The organism is Parajatrophihabitans canadensis (assembly GCF_053764775.1).
Map to the genome: position 1 here is coordinate 3,094,676 of NZ_CM132445.1, position 21,607 is coordinate 3,116,282.

At 62.9% G+C, this 21,607-nt stretch carries 23 protein-coding genes; 9 read left to right on the top strand and 14 right to left on the bottom strand.

The features are described 5' to 3' along the window. Positions 1-39: 39 nt before the first annotated feature. The 6 genes from ACSMXN_RS14970 to ACSMXN_RS14995 all read right to left on the bottom strand — a co-directional run bounded on the left by ACSMXN_RS14970 (position 40) and on the right by ACSMXN_RS14995 (position 6,279). Entirely contained in the window at positions 40-1,017 is a 978-nt protein-coding gene (locus tag ACSMXN_RS14970) for an aldo/keto reductase (RefSeq protein ID WP_022912987.1), read from the bottom strand. Positions 1,018-1,046: 29 nt separating this feature from the next. Continuing rightward, complete coding sequence (locus ACSMXN_RS14975) at positions 1,047-2,033, bottom strand: aldo/keto reductase (protein WP_022912986.1); 987 nt, start codon at positions 2,031-2,033, stop codon at positions 1,047-1,049. A 158-nt stretch (positions 2,034-2,191) separates the two neighbouring features. Next, a complete protein-coding gene (locus ACSMXN_RS14980; RefSeq protein ID WP_022912985.1) occupies positions 2,192-3,331 on the bottom strand; it encodes an amidohydrolase family protein in 1,140 nt (379 codons plus the stop codon). Between the two features lie 238 nt (positions 3,332-3,569). Further along, entirely contained in the window at positions 3,570-4,463 is an 894-nt protein-coding gene (locus ACSMXN_RS14985) for an alpha/beta fold hydrolase (protein ID WP_027139364.1), read from the bottom strand. A 110-nt stretch (positions 4,464-4,573) separates the two neighbouring features. Further along, positions 4,574-5,059 carry an OB-fold domain-containing protein gene (locus ACSMXN_RS14990; protein ID WP_155958332.1) on the bottom strand — a complete coding sequence of 162 codons (486 nt, stop codon included), beginning with the start codon at positions 5,057-5,059 and terminating at the stop codon, positions 4,574-4,576. Between the two features lie 2 nt (positions 5,060-5,061). Next, positions 5,062-6,279 (bottom strand): thiolase C-terminal domain-containing protein, encoded by a 1,218-nt coding sequence (locus tag ACSMXN_RS14995; protein WP_022912982.1) that lies wholly within the window; start codon positions 6,277-6,279, stop codon positions 5,062-5,064. Positions 6,280-6,460: 181 nt separating this feature from the next. On the opposite strand from ACSMXN_RS14995, the gene ACSMXN_RS15000 reads away from it, so the two are divergent. Both ACSMXN_RS15000 and ACSMXN_RS15005 read left to right on the top strand, forming a co-directional pair. Beyond that, positions 6,461-7,600: an amidohydrolase family protein gene (locus ACSMXN_RS15000; RefSeq protein WP_022912981.1), complete on the top strand. Its 1,140-nt coding sequence runs from the start codon at positions 6,461-6,463 to the stop codon at positions 7,598-7,600. A 125-nt stretch (positions 7,601-7,725) separates the two neighbouring features. Beyond that, the gene (locus tag ACSMXN_RS15005) at positions 7,726-8,208 is read left to right on the top strand and encodes a polyketide cyclase (protein ID WP_022912980.1); all 483 of its coding nucleotides are present in this window, start codon (positions 7,726-7,728) and stop codon (positions 8,206-8,208) included. On the opposite strand, the gene ACSMXN_RS15010 is transcribed toward ACSMXN_RS15005, so the two are convergent. Both ACSMXN_RS15010 and ACSMXN_RS15015 read right to left on the bottom strand, forming a co-directional pair. Further along, the gene (locus tag ACSMXN_RS15010) at positions 8,201-9,055 is read right to left on the bottom strand and encodes a tyrosine-protein phosphatase (RefSeq protein ID WP_022912979.1); all 855 of its coding nucleotides are present in this window, start codon (positions 9,053-9,055) and stop codon (positions 8,201-8,203) included. The two genes, ACSMXN_RS15005 and ACSMXN_RS15010, sit on opposite strands and share 8 nt — an antisense overlap. 30 nt (positions 9,056-9,085) lie before the next feature. Then, entirely contained in the window at positions 9,086-9,703 is a 618-nt protein-coding gene (locus ACSMXN_RS15015; protein WP_035943702.1) for a TetR/AcrR family transcriptional regulator, read from the bottom strand. A 143-nt stretch (positions 9,704-9,846) separates the two neighbouring features. Here ACSMXN_RS15015 and ACSMXN_RS15020 point away from each other — a divergent pair, with 143 nt between their 5' ends. The 4 genes from ACSMXN_RS15020 to ACSMXN_RS15035 all read left to right on the top strand — a co-directional run bounded on the left by ACSMXN_RS15020 (position 9,847) and on the right by ACSMXN_RS15035 (position 14,052). Further along, positions 9,847-10,608, top strand: coding sequence for a glucose 1-dehydrogenase (locus ACSMXN_RS15020; protein WP_022912977.1), 762 nt, complete (start codon positions 9,847-9,849; stop codon positions 10,606-10,608). Positions 10,609-10,703: 95 nt separating this feature from the next. Beyond that, positions 10,704-12,002, top strand: coding sequence for an acyl-CoA dehydrogenase family protein (locus ACSMXN_RS15025; protein ID WP_022912976.1), 1,299 nt, complete (start codon positions 10,704-10,706; stop codon positions 12,000-12,002). Continuing rightward, positions 11,999-13,063: a phosphotransferase family protein gene (locus ACSMXN_RS15030; protein WP_022912975.1), complete on the top strand. Its 1,065-nt coding sequence runs from the start codon at positions 11,999-12,001 to the stop codon at positions 13,061-13,063. Before ACSMXN_RS15025 ends, ACSMXN_RS15030 begins: the two co-directional genes overlap by 4 nt. Then, the gene (locus ACSMXN_RS15035; RefSeq protein ID WP_022912974.1) at positions 13,063-14,052 is read left to right on the top strand and encodes an NADPH:quinone oxidoreductase family protein; all 990 of its coding nucleotides are present in this window, start codon (positions 13,063-13,065) and stop codon (positions 14,050-14,052) included. The genes ACSMXN_RS15030 and ACSMXN_RS15035 overlap by 1 nt, the downstream gene beginning before the upstream one ends. 50 nt (positions 14,053-14,102) lie before the next feature. Here the strand turns inward: ACSMXN_RS15035 and ACSMXN_RS15040 are convergent, their stop codons facing one another. Then, positions 14,103-14,411 (bottom strand): EthD family reductase, encoded by a 309-nt coding sequence (locus tag ACSMXN_RS15040; RefSeq protein ID WP_022912973.1) that lies wholly within the window; start codon positions 14,409-14,411, stop codon positions 14,103-14,105. A 77-nt stretch (positions 14,412-14,488) separates the two neighbouring features. Continuing rightward, positions 14,489-15,307, bottom strand: a complete 819-nt coding sequence (locus ACSMXN_RS15045; protein WP_022912972.1) for a hypothetical protein — start codon at positions 15,305-15,307, stop codon at positions 14,489-14,491. 206 nt (positions 15,308-15,513) lie between these two features. Here ACSMXN_RS15045 and ACSMXN_RS15050 point away from each other — a divergent pair, with 206 nt between their 5' ends. Together ACSMXN_RS15050 and ACSMXN_RS15055 are read left to right on the top strand one after the other, a co-directional pair. Further along, complete coding sequence (locus tag ACSMXN_RS15050) at positions 15,514-16,419, top strand: carbamate kinase (protein WP_022912971.1); 906 nt, start codon at positions 15,514-15,516, stop codon at positions 16,417-16,419. 28 nt (positions 16,420-16,447) lie between these two features. Beyond that, positions 16,448-17,293, top strand: a complete 846-nt coding sequence (locus ACSMXN_RS15055; RefSeq protein ID WP_022912970.1) for an alpha/beta fold hydrolase — start codon at positions 16,448-16,450, stop codon at positions 17,291-17,293. Positions 17,294-17,313: 20 nt separating this feature from the next. Here ACSMXN_RS15055 and mftE read toward each other — a convergent pair whose 3' ends face one another. The 4 genes from mftE to mftR are packed head-to-tail and all read right to left on the bottom strand — an operon-like array spanning position 17,314 to position 20,760. Further along, entirely contained in the window at positions 17,314-18,039 is a 726-nt protein-coding gene (mftE, locus tag ACSMXN_RS15060; protein ID WP_022912969.1) for a mycofactocin biosynthesis peptidyl-dipeptidase MftE, read from the bottom strand. After that, positions 18,003-19,352 (bottom strand): glycosyltransferase, encoded by a 1,350-nt coding sequence (locus ACSMXN_RS15065; protein ID WP_022912968.1) that lies wholly within the window; start codon positions 19,350-19,352, stop codon positions 18,003-18,005. Before ACSMXN_RS15065 ends, mftE begins: the two co-directional genes overlap by 37 nt. Further along, complete coding sequence (locus ACSMXN_RS15070; RefSeq protein ID WP_022912967.1) at positions 19,349-20,146, bottom strand: SDR family oxidoreductase; 798 nt, start codon at positions 20,144-20,146, stop codon at positions 19,349-19,351. The genes ACSMXN_RS15065 and ACSMXN_RS15070 overlap by 4 nt, the downstream gene beginning before the upstream one ends. Beyond that, entirely contained in the window at positions 20,143-20,760 is a 618-nt protein-coding gene (mftR, locus tag ACSMXN_RS15075; RefSeq protein ID WP_027139360.1) for a mycofactocin system transcriptional regulator, read from the bottom strand. Before mftR ends, ACSMXN_RS15070 begins: the two co-directional genes overlap by 4 nt. Positions 20,761-20,999: 239 nt before the next feature. On the opposite strand from mftR, the gene sigE reads away from it, so the two are divergent. Continuing rightward, on the top strand, positions 21,000-21,590 hold the full coding sequence (gene sigE, locus ACSMXN_RS15080) for an RNA polymerase sigma factor SigE (protein WP_022912965.1): 591 nt from the start codon (positions 21,000-21,002) through the stop codon (positions 21,588-21,590). The last annotated feature ends 17 nt before the right edge of the window (positions 21,591-21,607 follow it).

Here is a 21,607-nt window from a genome sequence, read left to right on the forward strand (position 1 = left end):
CAACGCGGACGTGCCGCCGCCCCGGCTGAGCTACGCCGATCAGGCGAAGCCGGCAACGGCGTGCGGTGTGTACGGCTCCTCCAGCCGCACGATCTCGGCGGCGTCCAGCGTCAGTTCTACGGCGGCAACCGCGTCGTCGATGTGGACGGGCTTGGTCGCGCCGACGATAGGTGCGGTGACCACCGGCTTGCTCAACATCCAGGCGAGAGCGATCTGAGCCGGGGAAACGCCGCGGGCTTCAGCAAGCTCTGCCACCCTCTCCACGATGATCCGATCGGAAGCACTCGTGTCGTACAACGTCTTTCCGAAGGCATCGGTCTCTGAACGCTTTGTGGTGGTGTCCCACGGTCTGGTCAGCTTGCCTCGCGCGAGCGGGCTCCAGGGAATCGCGCCGATTCCTTGATCGACACACAGCGGCATCATTTCTCGCTCCTCCTCGCGTTGGAGCAGGTTGTAGTGATTCTGCATACTCACGAATCTCGTCCAACCGTGCTGATCAGCGAGGTACTGGGCCTTGCTGAACTGCCACGCCCACATGGAGGATGCACCGAGATATCGGGCCTTACCCGCCTTCACGACGTCATGCAGGGCCTCTAGCGTCTCTTCGATGGGTGTATGCGAATCCCACCGATGGATCTGGTAAAGGTCGACATAGTCGACGCCGAGCCGCCGCAAACTTGCATCGATCTCGGTCAGAATCGCCTTGCGTGAGAGGCCGCGGCCGTTCGGGCCGCTATGCATAGGCCCGTGCACCTTGGTCGCGATGACGACCTCATCGCGGGAGGCGAAATCCGCCAGCGCCCGCCCGAGGATCTCCTCGCTCGTACCGTCGGAATAGACGTTCGCCGTGTCGAAGAAGTTGATCCCGGTGTCCAGGGCCTGACGGATGAACGGCCTGCTTGCCGCTTCGTCCAGACTCCACTCATGCGTACCACGACCTGGGTCGCCGTAGCTCATACAACCCAGGGCGATCCGCGAGACATCGAGACCGGTCGTACCGAGTTTGCGGTAGCGCATACCTGCTCCTTGAATTGTAAGATCTGAGGTCAGATCTCGATGCCCAATACCCGGTACATGTCGTGCGGGTACGACCTAGGGACGCGACTCACCTTTTCGAGCGCTTCGATATCGGCGATGTCGAGTTGCCAACCCTCGGCGCCGAGGTTGTCTTCGAGCTGATCGATAGTGCGCGCCCCGAGAATCGGCGAGGTGACGCCGGGGTGGTGCAGTACCCAGTTCAGCGCCACCTGCGCGGAGCTGTGATTTGTGCTGGCACCGATGCGGGCGACCTCATCGGCTATCGCCATATTCCGTTCGGTGAGCCGGCGTCGGGCCTGCGCTTCTGAGTCCCCGAGACGCGTTTGCGCATCAGGAGCATTGCCCGCTCGATACTTTCCGGTAAGCACCCCGCCGCCCAGCGGGCTCCAGGGCAGGACGGCCAGTCCCTCGCGTCGGCAGAGGGGCAAGATTTCGAGCTCGATCTCGCGGCTGATCAACGAGAACTGCGGTTGCAGCGAAACGACTGGTGACCAGCCATAACGGTCGCAGAGGGCAATCGCGGTTGCCAGCTGAGAGCCGAGGTAGTTGCTCACGCCAACGGAGAGAACCTTGCCTGAGCGAACGAGATCGTCCAGAGCAGACAGGGTTTCCTCTGGCGCGACCGTCGTGTCCGGCCAGTGAATCTGGTAAAGATCGATCCGGTCGGTCTGCAGGCGTCGCAGCGACGCCTCCACGGCCCTGGTCAGGTGGCGGCGCGAGGCACCTCGATCGTTCGGGTCATCGCTCATCGGCATCCGGCCCTTCGTCGCCAGGACGATGCCGTCGCGGCGTGACTTCAGGGCACGCCCGACGATCTCTTCTGAGGCGCCCCGCGAGTAAACGTCGGCGGTGTCGACGAAGTTTCCACCGGCGGCCAGGTAACGATCGATGATCTGTTTACTTGTTGCTTCGTCTGCTTCGTTGCCGAAGGTCATCGTTCCCAGACAGAGGGAGGTGACCCGAACACCGCTGCGACCGAGCGTTCGTAATTCCATAAAGGGAAAACTACGCCGAGATCAGTGCTCGAGGGAATCCATTGAGGCGCAAAGCTCAGCCCCGAAACCAGTTGTGCGCACCGAATCGCCGATTCTGCTGAGGCAGATGGCAATTCGGTGCGCACGGTAGGGCTGTCGGTGCAGGTGCACAAGCAGGACTAGCTGGTCGGCGGTACTCCCGCGTCGGGGAACAACTCGTTGAATGCGCCGATCAGAATGCGGTGCTTGACCTTGGGGTCGACGTCATCGAACAGGTGATGCAGGGTCAGCTGGGTGTGACCGTAAGTGCCTTCGATGTGTGGGTAGTCGCTGCCCCACATGACGTTGTTGAAGCCCATGCTCGTCACCGCGCCGACAGCGGACTCATCATGCTGGAACGAGGCGTAGACCTGGGAGTAGATGATCTCCTTCGGGCTGCGCTTGAGCATCGGCCTGACTGCCATCGAGTGCTGGCGGTAGCCCTCTTCCATCCGGTCGGCCAGGAACGGTACCCAGGTGGCCCCACCCTCTGAAACCAGAACCTTCAAATCCGGGTGCCGATCCAGCGCGCCAGATGCGACAACCTTCATCACCGAACGCTGGCCCCCGAAGGTGGTCTCGGTGTAGTTCATCACCGCCCCACCAGGACCGCTGTAGTACTTGCCCATCGCGCCCCCAGTCGCAAAGTCGACCGGCTCGGTGCCGATGTGGAAGGCGACGACGATGCCGGCCTCTTCGGCGGTGGACCAGAACGGCTCCCATGAATCGTCGTTGTAGTCCTTCTGCAACGGGTGCGGCTGGACCGGAAGGAACACGGCCTTGAAGCCCATCTCGCCAATACGCTTGAGCTCGGCGACAGCATCATCCATGTCGAGTGTGGAGACCTGCGCGGTCGGGACGTAGCGCTTGGACTTGTCCATGATTTCTGACTTGGCCCAGTCATTGCTGACCCGCATCGCTTCCCGCAGGACCTCGGGAGTGCGGAACGAGGACGCCCACATGCCTAGCGAGGGAAAGACGACCTCGGCCCAGATGCCCTCTTTGTTCAAGTCGTCAAGGCGCACTTCGAGGTCGAACGTGCCTGGTGCGCGGGTCGCTGCGGCGGCGAACTCCTTCGCCTTGATCGAGGGCAGCCGACGGCGAAATGCCTGGCCGTCCACGTGGACTGTCTCCCATAAACCGTCAGGGTCCTTCACTGCGCGCGGGACGAGCTCAGCCAGCCGCTTCGGCAGTGTCGAGCGCCACAGATCGTCGGGCTCCATGAAGTGGGAGTCGCCGGAGTTGGCCCAGATCTTTTCGCTCTGAACTACTTGGGTCATTTTCGTACCTTCCTACGCGTTGCGCGAAACCACGGGCTGTTGGTGGCAGCGCCGCGACTGATCAGCAGATCGGGGCCGTTGTGCGCCGGAGCGCTACAGCGCCGGTGCTTTACGGTGTACAGATCGATCATAGCGGGTGCTTGGCCGATGAGGAAGCACCCGGCCATGGTTGCCCTCCGCCCATGGTTGCGCCCATGGTTCCGCCTATGCCCGCGACTGCGCCTCAGCGGACTTAGCGCTAGCTCCGCGAGTCCGTCGGGACGGCCGGCGTGGAATGCTCCCAGTCAGCGAGAATTGCCCGCAGGCCAGTGACCAGGGCAAGAGGCTGATCGAGCATCACGTGATGGCCGGCATCGGGAATCTCCACGACGGGCGCAGCGCGTCCTAACCGGTCATAGACATCGTCGGACATCTGCGGCGACACCAGTCCCCGCTCCGGGCGGAAGAGGGCCACTCGGCAGTTCAGCCGGGTATACAGCTTTGGCGTGTCGTCGATCCGTCCGAAGATCCTCGGATCGAATTTCCACGACCAGCCACCGGGGACCTCGCGAATGGACTGGGCAGCCACATGGTCGACGACGTAAGGCAAAGCGGTACCGCTGTCGGGGACCGGCCGGAATCGGCTCAAGGCAAGTTCCCGGGTTTGGTACACCCGCAGCGGACCGAAGGCCTGCCTTTCCCGGGCGGCCTTCTGTTCGGGCGTCAGTTCGTGAACTGGTGAGTCGATGATGACCACGCCGTCGAGTTGGGGGCCGTACCTACCAGCCGTGGCAAGGGTGACGAAGCCCCCCATGCTGTGTCCGACGATCACCGGCGGGCCACTGATTGCGGCCGCCCCCGCTACCGCGATTACTTCATCGGACCAGCTTTCGATGCTGTAGGCGTCTCGACGACCGCTGTCGCCGTGGCCGGACAGGTCCAAGGCGGTGACGCGGTATTCGCGGGCGAGGATCGGGGCGACGTGGTCCCACCACCGGCTGTGCGCCGCGCCGCCGTGCACCAGGACGACCCCCTGATGATCGCGATCACCCCAGCTACGGAAGCGAATCGTCGTACCAGCAACCTCGGTCTCCCCGACCTCGGCCTCGGCCGCGAGCGCGGCCGGAAACCACGACGGCACGGCATCCTTGATTGGCGATGTCTTAGTCACAGGTCAAGGATGCCGTGCCACGCACAGTTGCCCCGCACAGGGGCGGCACTAGCGGTACTGAAGGGCGGTACTGAAGGGCGGTATTGAGGGGCTTAGGCGGGTACCGCCCGTGGGATGGCCAAGGTATCGCTGATCTTGTCGAAGATGATGCGAACCTTGTCACCCACTTTGACTGTCTCGGGCTCGACGTTGATGACATTGAGCAGTAGCCGGGCGCCAGCACCCTGGGTGCCATCGACCTGGATCACCGCTGAAACGTAGGGCACGACCTCGCGAAGGTGCGGAGCGAGCGGGTGCCGCACGATCGTGAAGCTGTACACCACACCAGTGCCTGGCAGATCGACGTAGTCGAATCGGTCGTTCTGGCAGACGAAACAGCGCGGCTGAGGCGGCAGGATGAAGGTCCCGCAGTTGGTGCATTTCGGTGCGACCAGTTGACCCCGTAAAGCCGCATCCCAGAAAGGCTGAGTCAGCTCATCTGCATATGGGTCACTCATCGGCGAGGGATATACCCCGACGCCCGGCGGGATCGACTGAGCAGGAGTGAGCTGGCTTTGGGTTGTCTCGGTGTCGCTCACAATTACCTCCGCAAAAGAGTGCCGCTGACGGGCAAGGACGCCGGACCGCCGGTGACCAGCGCGATCTCAGCTCCCGGCACCTGGTTGATCGCTACCCCGCGCAGCTGCTCGACGGCCTCACGGACATGGGTCATGCCGATGATGTAGGCCTCGGACAGATGCCCACCATGGGTATTGACCGGTATCGACCCGTTCGGCCAGGTGTGATTGCCCTCGGCCACGAAGGCCCCACCTTCGCCAATACCGCAGAAACCGTAGTCCTCCAGCTGCATCAGTACCAGAGGCGAGAAGTGGTCGTACAGCAGCGCCACGTCAACCTCCTCTGGGCCGATACCGGCCATCTCGTACAGCCGCTTGGCCACCGGACGATGCCCGGAGGACGCGAACTCCTCCTCAGGGATCTGGAAGTAGGTGAACAGGGCTGGCCCCCATCGACCGGTGCCCCCGTTGGCCGAAGCCATGATGTACACCGGTGGCTGGCGCAGATCCTGAGCCCGAGCCGCCGAGGTCGTGATCACTGCGACCGCGCCATCTGTCTCCATCGTGTAGTCGAACAGGCACAGCGGATCGCTGATCATCCGGGCGTTGAAGTAGTCCTCCATCGTCAACGCATCCCGCCGAATAGACGTCGGACGCCGGATTGCGTTGTTCCGCTGCGAAATCGCGATCGCCGCGAGATGCTCTCGGGTCGTGCCGTACAGCTCCATGTGTCGCTTTGTCAGCAAGGAGAAGCTGTGTCCAGGTGAGATCAGGCCGCTACCAGAGGTGAATGCCTGCGTGGGCGATACACCGCCAGTGCCATACGCACCGCCACCGCCGCCACCGCCACCGCCGCCACCGCCATCGCCGACCTGAGTGCCGCCCAGGCGGCGATTCACCTGCTGCAGGGTCATCAACGACACCACGACCTCGGCCATGCCGCCGTGAATCGCGGCGGCCGCGAGACCCAACGAACCCGCCGAGCCACCGCCACCGGAGGTCAACGTTGCTGCGAACCGGACTTCGGGCACGCCGAGTACCGAGGCGATCTGGGCCGGGTCGCATGATCCGGCGTAGATCGCAAACCCATCGAGGTCCTTCACCGTCAGGCCCGCATCGTCCAACGCTGCCAAGATCGCGGTGCATGCCATCGACAGCTGCGTCTCAGGCAACGACTGGCCCCGCTTGTAATACGGCGTAGCACCAACGCCAACTACGGCCGTCTCGTCACGAATACTCACACTTGCGTCTCCTGTTCAAAGGGGCACACGATTGCGATGAGGTAGAGATTCTTGAGCGCTCTCGACCCTAGCAGCGCACCTTGCTACATTGAAAGAGTCGCTTGCAATATCGCGCACAAGTGACCGATCGAACACCTAGCCAGGTAGTTCGCATCCCACATACGAAGGGCTTCATACGCCGATGGACGAGACGAAGATCTGGGCGAACTCGGGTGACTCGCATTTGGTCGAGCCGCCCAATCTGTTCCGGGACAACCTTCCGCCTGAGCTTGCCGAACGGATGCCCCGTAGTGTCAAGGACCCGAGTGGTGCTTTCGAGACGGTCTACATCGACGGACAAGCCTTCGAGCGACCGATGCCCAAGCCCGGCAAGGTTCTCAAGCACACGGCCCGACCGGCCGAGGCCCTGGACGAAGCCAACCGTGCCCCAGGCGCAAACGATCCGGTCCTGCGCCTGAAGGATCTCGACGAAGAAGGCATCTGGGCTGAGGTGATCTACCCCTCATTGGGGATCTGGGCCTTCAACATCCGGACTCCCCTGGTCGTCAAGGAGGCCGTACGGGTGCTCAACGACTGGGCCCTGGACTTTCAACAGAAGTCGCCCCGCTACGTGTGCACCGCCTCCATCCCGTTGCTCGGCATCGACGATGCGGTGGCTGAGGTCAAGCGCGCGGCAAATCTCGGCTTCCACTGTGGCTTCCTGCCAACCCGACCTCCGCTGGAACGTCCCGCCTGGCAGGACGAGGAATGGGATCCGTTGTGGGCTGCCTTCGCCGAGACCGGAATGGTCATCGGATTTCACATCGGCACCGAGCCCCATACGCCCGATCAGCGCACCGGTGTCTATCACCGCGGCCGCGGCGGTGCGGTGCTCAACTACGTTGAGACGACCTACGGCGGCCAACGATGCGTGACGCAGTTGATCGCTTCCGGGGCCCTCGATCGGCACCCTGAGTTGAAGGTGCTCGTCTCTGAAGGCGGAGCGACCTGGGGGCCGTTCATCGCCGATCGGATGGATGAGGGTTACCGGCAGCACAGCGCTGGCGTACGTCCGGTACTGAGCAAGCTGCCGAGCCAGTACCTGTACGAACAGGTGTACGCATCTTTCCAACACGATCGCTCGGCGGTAGCCGCTTGCTCGGCTATGGGCTGGCAAAACGTCATGTGGGGCAGCGATTACCCACACTACGAAGGCACGTTCGGCCACAGCCAGAAGACGCTGCATGAGTTGTTCGACGACGCCGCGCCCGAGGTCCGCAAGCGGATCACCCAAGGCGCGTTCCAGGATCTGTTCCCGCACGTACCCGCGCCGCCTGCCTGACCTGACTGCCTGAGTTTGCCTGTGAATAGCCCCAGCTTCGATTCGTATCAAAGCTGGGGCTATCTGCAGCCTCCACCACCTTGTAGGGTCCGATACCAAAAGGTTTCCGGTAAGGAGGACTGTCAGTGACGGAGTCGACAAACCACGTGATTTCGGCCAAGCGGCGGATTCAGGCTCCGGCCGCCGACATCTTCTCGGTGCTGATCAGTCCGCAGTCTCATGTGGACATCGACGCGTCAGGCACTTTGCGGGCTCCGGTCGGATCGGACCCGATCGCTGCCGTCGGCGACACCTTCGAGATCGAGATGCACCATGATTCGATCGGCGATTATCAGATGGTAAACATCGTGACGGTGTTTGCGGTGAACTCCGCGCTGGAATGGAAGCCGACCAAGGTCGGCCGCAGTTCGATCGGCTACGTCTACGGCTATCGGCTCGAGCCCATCGATGCCGACACCACCGATGTCACGTCGTACCACGACTGGCGCAACGTCTCGCAGAAGTGGCACGACGTGAACTTCTTTCCCCGGACATCGGTGGAGAGGCTGGACGACACCTTGGCCAATCTCCAGTCGATCGTCGGAAAGACGACTCGGGTTGTCAGCTGAGAAGTCTGGCTTGCAACCGCTCGGTGTCCTGGACGGACCAACCGTGTTGTCCCAGCCACGCTTGGATACCGCCGGGCCAGGACTGTAGCTCCTCGAGCACCAGTTCGATGACCTCGGCCCGCGGCGCCTTGACCCCGCCCGGGTCAGAAAGTTGTTTGGCGTAAGTCGCATTGCGTGCCAGGAGGTGCCGAATGTCGTCGATGCTTTCCTCGGAGGCCGCGTAGTCAGCGACGATCGCCTCGCGGTTGACGCCGACCAGACTCAGCGCAATGGCAACCACCATCCCGGTGCGGTCCTTGCCGGCCGCACAGTGAATGAGGGTGGCCCCGTCCGGTTCGCTGATCGCGCGCAGCGCTGCGACCAGGGACTCCGGACGCTGGCTGAGGAAACGCAGGTAGCTGTTGGCCACCGGACTTGCCGTGACCGCGGGTGCGGGATCGGTGCTACCGGGAAAGAGCAAATTCTCTGCTGGTGGAGACGATTCCGCGGTCGCCATCGCGTCATTCGCGTCCGCACTCCGCGCTGTCGCGACAGGGTCGACTCGGTCGGCGACGTCGGTCGAGTTCGGCAGCAACGACAGATGATGAATCACCACATCGGGTTGGGTCGTCATCGGACCAGGACCTTCGGTGCTCACCTCAACGTCACTGCGCAGGTCGATAACTCTGCGAACTCGACGTTGAAGGACCAAACGCTTGAGATCCTCGTCGGTCAGGTGCTGCAGATTCGCCGACCGAATCAGCACGCCCGGTCGCGTCGTGCGTCCGTCCTCGGTCGGCAGGCCGCCTAGATCACGGGCATTCGCGCCGCCTTCGAGGTGTAGCCAGCCTGGAGCGACTTCGGTCACGAGCAAGGCCCTTCATCGATCATCGGCTCATCAGTCACGGGTCAACCCACGCAAGCAGAAATGAATCAGGTGGTCACAATCAGCGGCTGACGGCGCAGTGAATTTTCGAATATGCCTGCGCATCGTCGCGAACACGATATCGACGATCGCGTTAGCATCACGCTCTGGATCGCTGCTGCCAGCCTCGATCACCGGCTGCAGCAGCAATGCGCGCAAGGCGCCGGGCGGTCCGGTGTCGTCGGAGTCACGGGGCCCAAGTTGCAGGTTGATCGCAGCACTCTGGCGAGCGGCCCGCCGATCGATTGCCTGGTTGAGGACACCGCGAATCCACGCCGCGATCTGGCTAGGCGGATCAGTTTCTTTCGCGATCTGATGCTCGAGGTAGGTGTGCAGGCGTACCAGACCACGCTCGAACACCGCTTTCATCAGATCATCCTTACCGGCGAAATACCGGTAGAAGGCCTGGTTCGAGGTTCCCGCCTCCGCGACGATGTCAGCCACTCTCGGAGTCGCCGGCGCGACCCGTTCGGCAACCCTGAGTGCGGCATCGAGGATCGCCTCGACCTCACGCGTCGCGTCGTCGCGTTGTTTGCTGAGCGCACGGTCGACAGCGGCCTGTACGGTGCCGGAGACCTCATCTACTGTCACCCACACAGTATGCCCTGTTAAGAATCTCTAATCCAACACAGAGAACCTTGACTCTGGCGAGCCAGAATCATATTCTCACAGTGCGACCGGGCGTAATGGCTGAGCCCGCGACCGCGAACTGCACTGTTTCCGGAGGCGTTTGGATGAGTTATCTCGATGAGCTCTTCGATCTGACCGGCAAGGTCGTCGTCATCACTGGCGGCAGCCGTGGCCTCGGCAAGGAGATGGCCTTCGGCTGCGCTTATGCGGGTGCCGATGTGGTGATCGCAAGCCGCAAACTGGAGAATTGCGAGGCCGTCGCGAAGGAGATCGAAGCGGCAACCGGGCGGACGGCGATGCCGTACGGCTTACACGTCGGGCGTTGGGATCAGATCGACCCTTTCGTTGATACCGTTTATGACCGGTTCGGCAAAGTCGACGTGCTCATCAACAATGCCGGCATGTCTCCCCTGTACGGCGAGCTTTCCGAGGTCTCCGAGCAACTCTTCGACAGTGTGCTCAACCTCAACTTCAAAGGCCCGTTTCGCCTTTGCGCGTTGATCGGAGAGCGAATGGTCGCAGCCGGTAAGGGCTCCATCATCAACGTCAGTTCGTCAGGTTCGATCCGCTCGGGTAAGTCGATCATCGCCTACGCCGGCGCCAAGGCCGCACTGAATTCTATGAGCGAGGGGCTGGCCCAGGGCTTTGGGCCGAACGTAAGGGTCAATACGTTGATGTCGGGAACGATGATGACCGACATCTCCAAGGCCTGGGACCTCGACGCAATGAGCGTCAGCATCAAGCGAATCGCCTCCCAACGGATCGGAAACCCACCGGAGATCGTGGGCGCCGCGCTCTACCTCGCGTCCGATGCCTCGAGTTACACGACGGGCGCAACCATTCGGGTCGACGGCGGAATCCCCTAGTTCATTGCACCTTTGGTTCGTACTGCCGTTTTCCGCTTCAGTCCGACCAGCCACGAGCTCGTCCATCCATCCATATTCTGCAGAAAGCAGTCATCATGTCGTGGGACTTCACCGTTGAGCCCGAATTTCAGGAACTTCTCGACTGGGCCAACGCATTCGTGACGGAGAAGGTATACCAACTCGATCTGCTCTGGCCGCACGATACCTACCGGCCTCAGACCGATGAACAGCGCGCTGTCGTCGACCCCCTCAAACAACAGGTTCGGGACAAAGGCCTTTGGGCGTGTCACCTCGGCCCGGAGCTGGGTGGGCAGGGTTACGGTCAGCTCAAACTCGCAATGCTGAACGAGATCCTGGGCAAGTCGGCTTGGGCACCGCGGATCTTCGGCACTCAGGCGCCAGACACTGGTAACGCCGAGATCATCGCTCATTACGGGACGCCCGAGCAGAAGGCCGCATACCTCGAACCGCTGCTGGAAGGCAACATCGTCTCCTGTTTCTCGATGACCGAGCCACAGGGCGGTGCCGACCCTGCCGTGTTCGTCACCCGCGCCGAGCGCGATGGCGACGAGTGGGTCATCAATGGGCAGAAGTTCTTTTCCTCCAATGCCCGCTGGGCGACCTTCTTCATCGTCATGGCTGTTACTAATCCAGACGCCTCTCTGACGCAGCGCATGTCGATGTTCCTTGTCCCAGCCGATACGCCCGGCATCGTCATCGACCGCAACCTCGCCCACCTGGGTGAGCCGGAGAATGACGGCTCGGAGGCACTGATCAGTTACCACGATGTGCGGGTACCGCTGACAGCGATGCTCGGCGCCGAGGGCAATGCCTTTGGCGTCGCCCAGACCCGCCTGGGCGGCGGTCGGGTGCATCACGCGATGCGGTCGGTCGGCAACGCCCAGCGCGCTTTGGACATGATGGCCGAGCGGGCCCTCTCGCGGACCACAAAAGGCGAAGTGCTGGGCAACAAGCAAGCGGTGCAGGCCATGATCGCCGAGTCCTACATCGAGCTGACGCAGTTTAGGCTGTTCGTCATGTACGTCGCTTGGCAGATCGACAAATACCAGGACTACAACCGGGTACGCAAAGACATCGCCGCAATCAAGGTTCAGACTCCAAAGGTTCTGGAAGGCATCGCGCGCCGCGCCATTCAGATCCATGGCGCCCTCGGAACGACGTATGACCTCCCGCTGACCCGGATGTATGCGGGCGGCATGATGCTTGCCTTGGCTGACGGTCCGACCGAGGTCCACGTGACGACCGTGGCGCGCCAACTACTTCGTGAATACCGCCCGGCGCCGGGAATGTGGCCCACCGAACATATCCCGACTCGCAGGGCGGCAGCCGAGAAGGCGCTCAAGAACGGGACCATTGCGGGAGGTCAATCATGAGCGAACAGAGCACCGCATCGGCAGACCCCACTGTCGACGCCGAATCCTTGGGCCGCTGGCTTGATACCCAAGACCTGCCCGGCAAGGGCGAGCCGATCGAGCAGCGCTACGTTTCCGGTGGCAGCCAGAACGACATCTTCGAAATTCGCCGGGGCGAACTGCACGGCGCGATCCGCAAGCCACCGCAGGAGGCACCCGCGCCTCGTGATGACGGGATCCTGCGCGAATGGCGGATCATCGAGGCCCTCGACGGCACGAACGTGCCGCATACTCAAGCGATCGCGGTCTGCCCCGACGCCAGCGTACTCGGACGCCCCTTTTACATAATGGGATTCGTCGATGGCTGGTCTCCCACAGGCCGCAAGGGCTGGCCGGCTCCGTTCGACACCGACCTGTCGGTGCGTCCCGGTCTAGCGTTCGAGTTGGTTGAGGGTGTGGCCCGGATGGGCGCCGTCGACTGGCAGGGCAAGGGACTGCAGGATCTTGGACGCCCGGAAGGCTTTCACGACCGTCAGGTCGAGCGGTGGATGCGATTCTATGACCGGATCAAGGCTCGCGAGATTCCCGGACTCGAAGAGGCCACCAGCTGGCTTGCCAGTCACCGGCCCATCGACTTCGTCCCCGGCATCATGCACGGCGATTACCAGTACGCCAACGTGATGTTTCAGCACGGCGCCCCGGCCAAACTTGCCGCCATCGTCGATTGGGAGATGGGCACCATCGGTGATCCGAAGCTGGACCTCGCGTGGGCCCTGCAAGGCTGGCCGGAAGACACCAGTGTCGATTCGGGTTCGGTCGGTTACGTAGACCCGAAGGGGATGCCTGGACGGTCCGAGCTTCTCGAGTACTTCGCCAAATCCTCGGGTCGCCAGGTCGATGACTTCGACTACTACATGGTGCTTGCTCGGTGGAAGCTCGCCATCGTGCTGGAGCAGGGATACCAGCGGGCGAACGGAAATCCGACTCTCGAAGGTTTCGGACCACTCATTCTCGAACTCATGCGAAACGCCGCAGATCTCGCGGCCTCGACGAAGTACGACGTCGGGCCGGCTGGTTCTTGATGCGCGCCGCCATCGCCAGAAAGTATGGCCCGCCAGAGGACCTTGTGGTCGAAGAGGTGGCAGATCTCCAGAGCGGCAAGGGCGAAGTCGTCGTTGACGTGGTATCTGCGGCGGTGAACTTTCCGGATCTGCTCATCATGAGCGGCGGTTATCAGGTCTCGTGGCCGATGCCAATGGTGCCCGGCTCGGAATTCGCCGGCCGAGTTCGTGAGGTCGGCGAGGGCGTGACCAAGGTCGAGGTCGGTGACCTCGTCTACGGATCGGTGGCAGTCGGCGCCTTCGCCGAACAAGTCGTCGTTCCGGCCGGGGGTCTGTGGAAGCTGCCCGAGGGCACCGACCTGGCGGAAGCCGCTGCCTTCAAAGTGACCTATCTGACGGCCTACGACTCGTTACGCACAGTCGCCCAGGTCAAACCAGGTGACTGGGTGGTCGTACTCGGCGCTGGCGGCGGTGTCGGCGTCGCGGCCGTCGACATTGCGAAACTGCTTGGCGCGCGGGTTGTCGCCGCCGCCTCCAGCGAGGCAAAGCTGGCAGTTTGCACTGCGCGAGGCGCAGATGCCGTGATCAACTATTCCAAGGAGAACCTCAAGGAGCGGATCAAGGAGATAACCGCAGGGGGTGCCGACGTCGTGATCGATCCAGTCGGCGGTCCATACGCCGAAGAGGCAATCCGTGCGTCGCGATGGGGCAGCCGCTACGTGTGCATCGGATTCGCTTCGGCCGAGATCCCTCGCATTCCGATGAACCTCGTGCTGCTCAAAGGCGTCACGATCAAGGGCTTTGAAATGCGAACCTTCGCCGAACACGATTCGGAGAACGCTCGTCGCGACCAGGACGAACTTTATGAACACTTCGTGGCGGGTCGCCTCCGGCCGCATATTCACCAGCGATTCGCACTCGATGACGTCGTCGCCGCGATGCAAGCCGTTCAGAATCGAGAGGTCATCGGCAAGATCGTCATCGACATGACCAAACCCCGGATCGTGTAACGCTCGGCATCGCTACGGTGCCCGGTGTTACACGATTCGGTGTGCGTGGGTCAGGATTCCTCAATATCTGCAAAGACGATTCGGACGCCGCCGGTGGCGAGCCCGAAGATGCTGGGAAAGAGTGCGCCCGCTTCCGGCGTCGTCACGGCGGTGCTCGCAGCATCGTAGTCGGCAAAATACAGGTCAATCAGACGGTAGGCCGGAGTTGGCGTGCCATCTTCCTTCGGCCAGACCTTCGAGGTCTCGATGCGCTGCAATCCGGGGAGCTTCTTGGCGAGCTCGACCTGTCCTGCATAGCCCGTCTCGAACGCCGCCGGATCGGTCGGGTTGTCGTAGATGACCGTGATCTTCGTTGGCATACTGAAAGGCTAGTCCGAAGTCCACCAGCTGGATAGACATTGAATCTACGTGAAGGCCCCTGCCGGCCCGGCGACCGCTATCCGGCAGGACGTTCACCGTGCAGGCGAGCCACGTAGCGCTCAGCCGATCGCCGAATCGCGGCCGCGCCGTCGCTCACTACGACCCGACCCCACCAACCTCCGTAGATGCGTTCAAAGCTAAACCGCTCCACCCGCCCCGCAATATCGAGAATCGTTGTCTCGTCCAGCGGAATGAGGTTCGGGTAGCTCCACATGAAACTCACCCAGGCACGATCTTGCACGACGGTGATGGTGTCGCCCGTCAGCAGGACGCCGCGGCCCCCAGCACCGCCCGGCCAATGCAGAACCGCCGCCCCGTCGAAGTGTCCGCCGATGCGAGCGAGGGTGACTCCGGGAACCGGTTGCACCTCCTCGTCAAAGAGTTCGATCCGCTCCGATGGGCGCTGAATCCAACTCCGGTCGGCACGGGGTATGAGGATGCGCGCATCAAAGGCGTCGGCGAACTCGACGTGCGCCGCGTAGAAGTGCGGGTGAGACATGCAAATCGCATCGACGCCTCCGAGTTCGGCGATCTCGATGCGGGCCGTGTCGTCCAAAAGGGGGACGCAGTCCCACAGGACATTGCCTTGCGCGGTACGAATGAGTAACGCGCGCTGCCCGATCGCGACCGCCGGCTCGACGCCGATACCGATCAGGTCCGGCTCCTCTTCACGGAGCGTCGTGGCATGTTCAGTTGCGAGCTCGGCCATGGTCGTCCACCGCTGTCCCTGCCAGCCGACGTATTGCCGCTCGTCCTCGCAGATCGGGCACTGGGCCGGCGGGTCGTCGGTATCAGCTTGCTGTACACCGCAGGTAACACAGATCCAGGCCGGCATACCTGTCCCCCTTTGCTTTTCATCTCTATAGTTTCTGTCAGGAGGGCGAACATCTGACTATCTGACGAGGAGTCACGGTGAGCAGCTACCCGCACCTTGCAGGACGAACGTTGTTTTACCTCGATATTTGTTGGCCGAACGTGCTTCGCCAGCGTGTCCTCACCGATGGCCCCGCCGTACAGCCAGCATAGCCGGGCAGGGCAGCCATGCGGATTGTCATAGCGCTAGGTGGCAACGCACTGCTTCACCACAGCGATCGAGGAGAAGCCTCGATACAACAACACCATGTGCGGGCCGCAGCACTTGCAATCGCACCGCTGGCGCGTGAGCACCACCTGGTGTTGTGCTACGGAAATGGACCTCAGGTCGGAATGTTGGCTGCCGAGAGTGCGGCAGACACCGACCTGGCGTACCCGTTCCCGCTTGACACGCTCGGCGCCCAGACTCAGGGCATGATCGGCTACTGGCTGGCTCAGGAGCTCGCAAACGCCGGTGTTACCGCGCCCATCGCCGTCGTATTGACCCAGGCTGTCGTCGACCCGTACGACGCAACCTTTCAGGTGCCGACGGAACTGATTGGGCCCGGATATTCTCAGGATCTCGCAGAGCAGCTTAAAGCCGAACGCGGATGGCTCATGGGCGTCGACGAGCTCGGCTGGCGTCGGCTGGTCGCGTCTCCGGAACCGCGCTCATTCATCGAGATGTCCACGATTGCCAAGCTGATCGAGCATGGGGTCCTGGTCATCTGTGCGGGCGGCGGTGGCGTCCCGGTGATTCGCGACGCCGCTGGCCTACACGGGGTGGAAGCAGTCGTCGACAAGGACTTCGCTGCGGCAATGCTCGCCATCGAATGCGACGCCGACCGGCTGGTCGTCCTCACCGATGTTGAAGCCGTCAGCCGCGACTTCGGCACGCCGAGGCAGTCTCCGATCGAGGCGGCGACCGTCGCCGAACTGCGAGAACTGACTTTTCCGGCCGGGTCGATGGGGCCCAAGGTCGAAGCTTGCATCAGATTCGTCAATCGAACTGGCCGTCCGGCAAACATCGGGGCACTTGCCGGAGCCCGCGACGTCGTCGCTGGCCGTGCCGGAACAACCATCCTCGCAAGGTGAAACCGTTACCAACGGAAGGAAACCAGCAATGTTGCATCGCAGATCGAACACCGGCAGCTGGCAGCGCATCGCACTGGCGCTGCTAGCCGGCGCGCTGATTCTCGTTACCGTGAACGCCACCACGGCGGCCGCCTCGACGAAGCACAAACCGCGGTCACCAAAGCCGACGGTGGTACTGGTTCACGGCGCATGGGCTGACAGTTCCAGTTGGTCCGACGTCGTAGGCAAACTGCAGCACAATGGTTACACCGTCGATGCCTTCCCGACCCCGCTACGCGGCCTGGCAACGGACACGGCCTACCTTCGGTCCTACCTCGCGGCCATTACCGGACCGATCGTGCTCGTCGGCCATTCCTACGGTGGAGCTGTCGTGACGGATGCGGCGACCGGCAATCCGAACGTGAAGGCATTGGTCTACATCGACGCGTTCGCCCCCGACGTGAACGAAAATGTCCTCACCCTCGCGAGCGCGAACTCGGCGCTCGCGAATCCAGACCCGACGAAGGTTTTCAGCTTCGTCCCAAGCGCGTTGCCGCCCACACCCACGACGGATTTGTACGTGTTACCGAGTCTCTTCCCGTCCGCGTTCGCCAACGACTTGCCGGCCAAAGAGGGAGCCATCCTTGCCGCCACGCAACGGCCGATCACGTTCGGCGCGCTCACCGAGGGATCAACCGAGCCTGCCTGGAAGACCATTCCTTCGTGGTATGAGGTCGGCACGATCGATCGGGTGATCCCCGCTGCGGCACAGCTGAGCATGGCTCACCGCGCGCATTCACACATCGTCGAAGTGAAGACCTCGCATCTTGCGATGATTTCTCAGCCGAAGGCCGTCGATAGGATCATCGAAACCGCCGCCCACGCCACGGCCTGACTGCTCCTCGGCCAGCGATCTCAGTTGGCGCGGTCGGCGAGTTGATCGAATTCCGCCAGCGCAGCGGCGGTCAGCGCCGCGATCAGCTGTTGGCCCTCTGCGGGGTGGGCATCCGTCGGGTCGCCGAGAATGCCGTTGGGGCTCACCGGCCGCACGCCTTGCACTCGTAGCTCTGGCATCAACTTGGCGACGGGCGTGTCATTGCCGACCTCGAGCGCACTCAAGTTGACCCGTTCCGGCGCCAGATGCAGCATCATTGACGTTTCGGCGCGTCCAGCGTGTCCATCCATGGAGCGCAACCCCAAATGGTAGGCGGCGAACGTCCGACCCTCGTACTGACAGATCGATCGCGCCCGGTCGATCGCCGCGAGATTGCCACCGTGCCCGTTGATGAGCAGGGTGGCAGCCCAGAATCTGGATGCATCTCTGACCAGTTCGACGATCGTGTCACTCAGTACCGAGGTGCCGATCGACAAGGTTCCTGGAAAATCAGCATGCTCGCCGCTGGCGCCGAAAGGGATGGTCGGGGCAAGGCCGGCAGACGGCCTGCTCCGGTGCACGCGTTCGGCAACCGTCCGCGCCAGAAAGGCATCGGTGTCCAGTGGCAGATGCGGGCCGTGCTGTTCGAGCGAACCTACCGAAAGGACCAGTACCCGTCGCTCACTTCGTTCGACCGCAGGCCAGGTCGCATCAGCCAACGGGCTCAAGGCTACTGAGGACACGGTTGCCCCGTCTTTCGTTGCCATCTCGTTCCTTGCCGACTCGTTCGTTGCCGTCTCGTTCGTTGTCGTCTCGTGCGTTGATAGGGCAAGTCGCGCACGCGTGGTAGCAGCGGTGCCCACCGCCCAGACCGAAGGCAGCCATGCCATACGCCCAGCGAGTAAGCCAGATCATCGACAACAGTCGCAAGCAGCGCCCCAGCGCCTTCACCAACAGCGACGAACCGACCGACCGTGGAGGCTGAGACGCCATCGTCCTCGGGTTGCGCCCGGCGAATTCGTTCAGCGAGGCCGATCGCGACGGCTCCGGCGATGAAGGGGCGCTGTTTGCGCAGCAACAGGCAGACCACCAGCGTAAGCGGCCACATCGGCCTGACCAGCCAGCTGCCGAGAGCCCTGCCTGCGGTCAATTGACCATGTGCAGCATACCGAAACGCCACCGCCGCGGGTGGTGCGGTGCGCTCCGGCGCCGCGGGCACGGCAGCAGCCAGCAGGGTGGCGAGAACAGTTGCTGCAGCGAGCCGGACGTGGCCACTGATTCCCAGCAGCCATGGCACCAGCGAGAAGATCGATACGTCAGCGTGCCGCAGCAAACCGCGATGACGTTGGTCCAGAAGGGCAGCGCCGGTGCCGTAGTCGTAGCGTCGACGCAGCACGGCGGCCAGCGACGGCACACTCGCATGACATACGACGACACTCGGTTCGTACCGCACCCGTCCGAACGCCAGCAGACGCCACACGAGGTCGACGTCCTCGCCGACGTTCAGGTCTTCGCAGAAGCCACCGACCACCTCGAAAGCCTGCCTTTGCACGATGAAAGCTGCGCTCGGTAAGAAGGTCAGCTGGCCGGCGGCCTGTACGTCACCACCGACTCGACCAAGGTCGAAGCCGCTGGCGTGGCGTTGCAGCAAAGCTGCCATACCGAGCGAACCGGCCGGTCCGAACGCCGCTGCACTACGCACTCGAGGTGCGATCGCGATGATGCCCGGCTCGAGGTGAGACTGGAGGGCGGCGAGCCAAGGCCCCGCAGCCGAGATGTCTGCGTCTACAAAGGCGACCCAGCTGGTGCGCGCCAGCGCTGCCCCCACGTTGCGAGCCCGCGCCGGCCCCCGCGGTACGTCGTGGCGGACGACAGTCAGCTTTGCCCGATGCGGTAGCTGGCCCTCGAGCGCTACCGCCGAGCCGTCGTCGACCACAATCACGGCGACGTCCTCGGGAATCGCCTCGAACAAATCGAGTAGCGGCTCCACTCGGCTGCGGGCCGGGATCACCACAGTGAGATCGGACGTCTCTTGCGGGGTTGCTAGCCGGCCGCCACCAAGCAGCCGTGGGCCGGTCATCCCGTGAAATTCCCATCGACACCAAGTGCGGTACCGGTTACGGCCGAGGCAGCGTCCGAGCAGAGCCAGAGCACGGCCGCCGCGACTTCTGCTGGCTCGATCAACCGACCGATGCGCTGATTGGCGACAAAGGCTTCAGCGGAGTCCAGTGCATACGCTTTGGCCGTGCGATCCAGCAGAGCAGTACGGGTACTCCCTGGCAGGACGGCGTTGGCAGTGACTCCGGTCGGCGCCAAGTCCGCGGCGAGCGACCGGATGAACCCGAGTGCGGCGTGTTTGGCGGTGACGTAGGACGCCAGCAAGGGCAGGCCACGGGTAGCCGCCGACGAGACCACGGCAACGAAGCGGCCGTCACCCGGACCCTCGGCTTTGAGCAGGGCCGGCACGGCGGCGCGCGCCAGGTTGACCACACCGAAGAGATTCACCGACAGGTCGCGATCGAAATCAGCAGCCGTCTGCGTCCAGGCCGGGCCATCCGCCCCGATGATGCCCGCCACGGCCACCGCCGCGCGCAGCCTGTCACCGGCCAAGGCAACCAGGCCCGCGACATCGACTTCATCGCGAACATCGCATGTCTGATGCTGTACCTGAGCGCCGAGAGCTCGACAACGCTCGGCAACCCGTGCCAGGTCATCGGCGTCGGCGAGCGGATAGGTCAGGCCGGCAACTGCATCAGCCTTGCCGACGTCGCCGAGCACCAGATCCCACCCGTCACGTGCGAACAGTTCCGCTGTCGCAGCGCCGATACCCCGGGCAGCCCCGGTGAGAACGGCGACCCTTCGCCCCTCCGTCACGGGGCGCTGCCTGCGAAGCCGGTCGAAAGCTCGAATACGGCGCGATCCAGCAACGCCAGCAGGTCTGAGCCCTCGTCGCGAAGCCAGATCTCATACGCTGCGAGGGCGGAGCCGAGCGCGCATTGACCGATCGCGACCGGTATCAGATCAGCCGGCGAACAGCCCATCCGGCGCGCGGAAAACTCGGCGATGACGTCGCGCCATTGCACGAAACGTAGCGTCGAGTGCGCGAGCAATGTGGGTACGCCCAGGATCAGCGACATCCGTTCCCGGTGCCGAGCGACGTGTTGCTCAGGCACCCGGTTGAACTCGACGACGGCCTGGCGCACTGCCTCCATCAGCGGCAACTCGGTCGATGCGCCGGCAAACCAGTCCCGCATCCGATCGAGTTCGCGGGTGAATTCACCCCACACGACGTCGTTCTTGGAAGCGTAGTAGCGGAAAAAGGTTCGCCGCCCGATGCCGGCGGCCGCGGTGATGTCATCAACGCTCACTTGGTCGAACCCGCGCTCGGCGAACAACTCGAATGCAACGCTTTCGAGGTCGGCGTGAGACGTCGATCGGGGACGCCCTGGCTTCATCGGCACATCGAGCGCTGCTCTGACGCGCGCCATCGCCACCTCATCCCCTTAGGCACCGGGTGTCATTATAGAGCCCGAATTGTGTAACACCCGGCATTCATACGGTGCCGACTGTTACACGATTCGGAGGATGGGGGGCCGTAAATCCGACAAGTGGGACGTGCGCCACGCTGGAATTGGCTTTGGATGAACCATTGGGTCGAATTTTCAGTATGACAACACAAGATAGGTCTCAACCGAGACCCGATTGTCAGTCATCGTAGGAGAGGCTCGTGAGCGCCAATACTGCCCAGCCGGACGTGCCGGGCGCCGCTGGGTCGTTTGCGCCACCGGAGGTCGTGATCGGTCCCGCGCTGAGCTGGGACGAGATCGTGCGTACCCATGCAGACCGGGTGTATCGCCTCGCCCTTCGGCTGTCGGGAAACCGAGTGGATGCTGAGGATCTGACTCAGGACACCTTCGTGCGAGTCTTCCGGTCGCTCGACCGTTACGAACCGGGCTCATTCGAAGGGTGGCTGCATCGAATCACGACGAATCTATTTCTGGACATGGTGCGACGGCGCCAGCGAATTCGATTCGATGAGTTGAGATCCGATGCTGGCGAAACGAGGCCGATCAGCGACCCAGAGCACGAGTTCTTTCGAAGCAACCTGGACTCAGAGATTTCCCAAGCCCTTGCCGAACTCCCCATCGACTTTCGTACCGCAGTCGTGCTCTGCGACCTCGAGCAGCTGACATACGCAGAGATCGCGGCGACCTTGGGGATAAAGCTCGGGACGGTTCAGTCACGTATCTATCGGGGACGGGTACTGCTGCGGAATCGGCTAGCCCACCTGGCCCCGCGGATTCCCGCAACGATCTAAGGCGGGGAGCCCAGCCT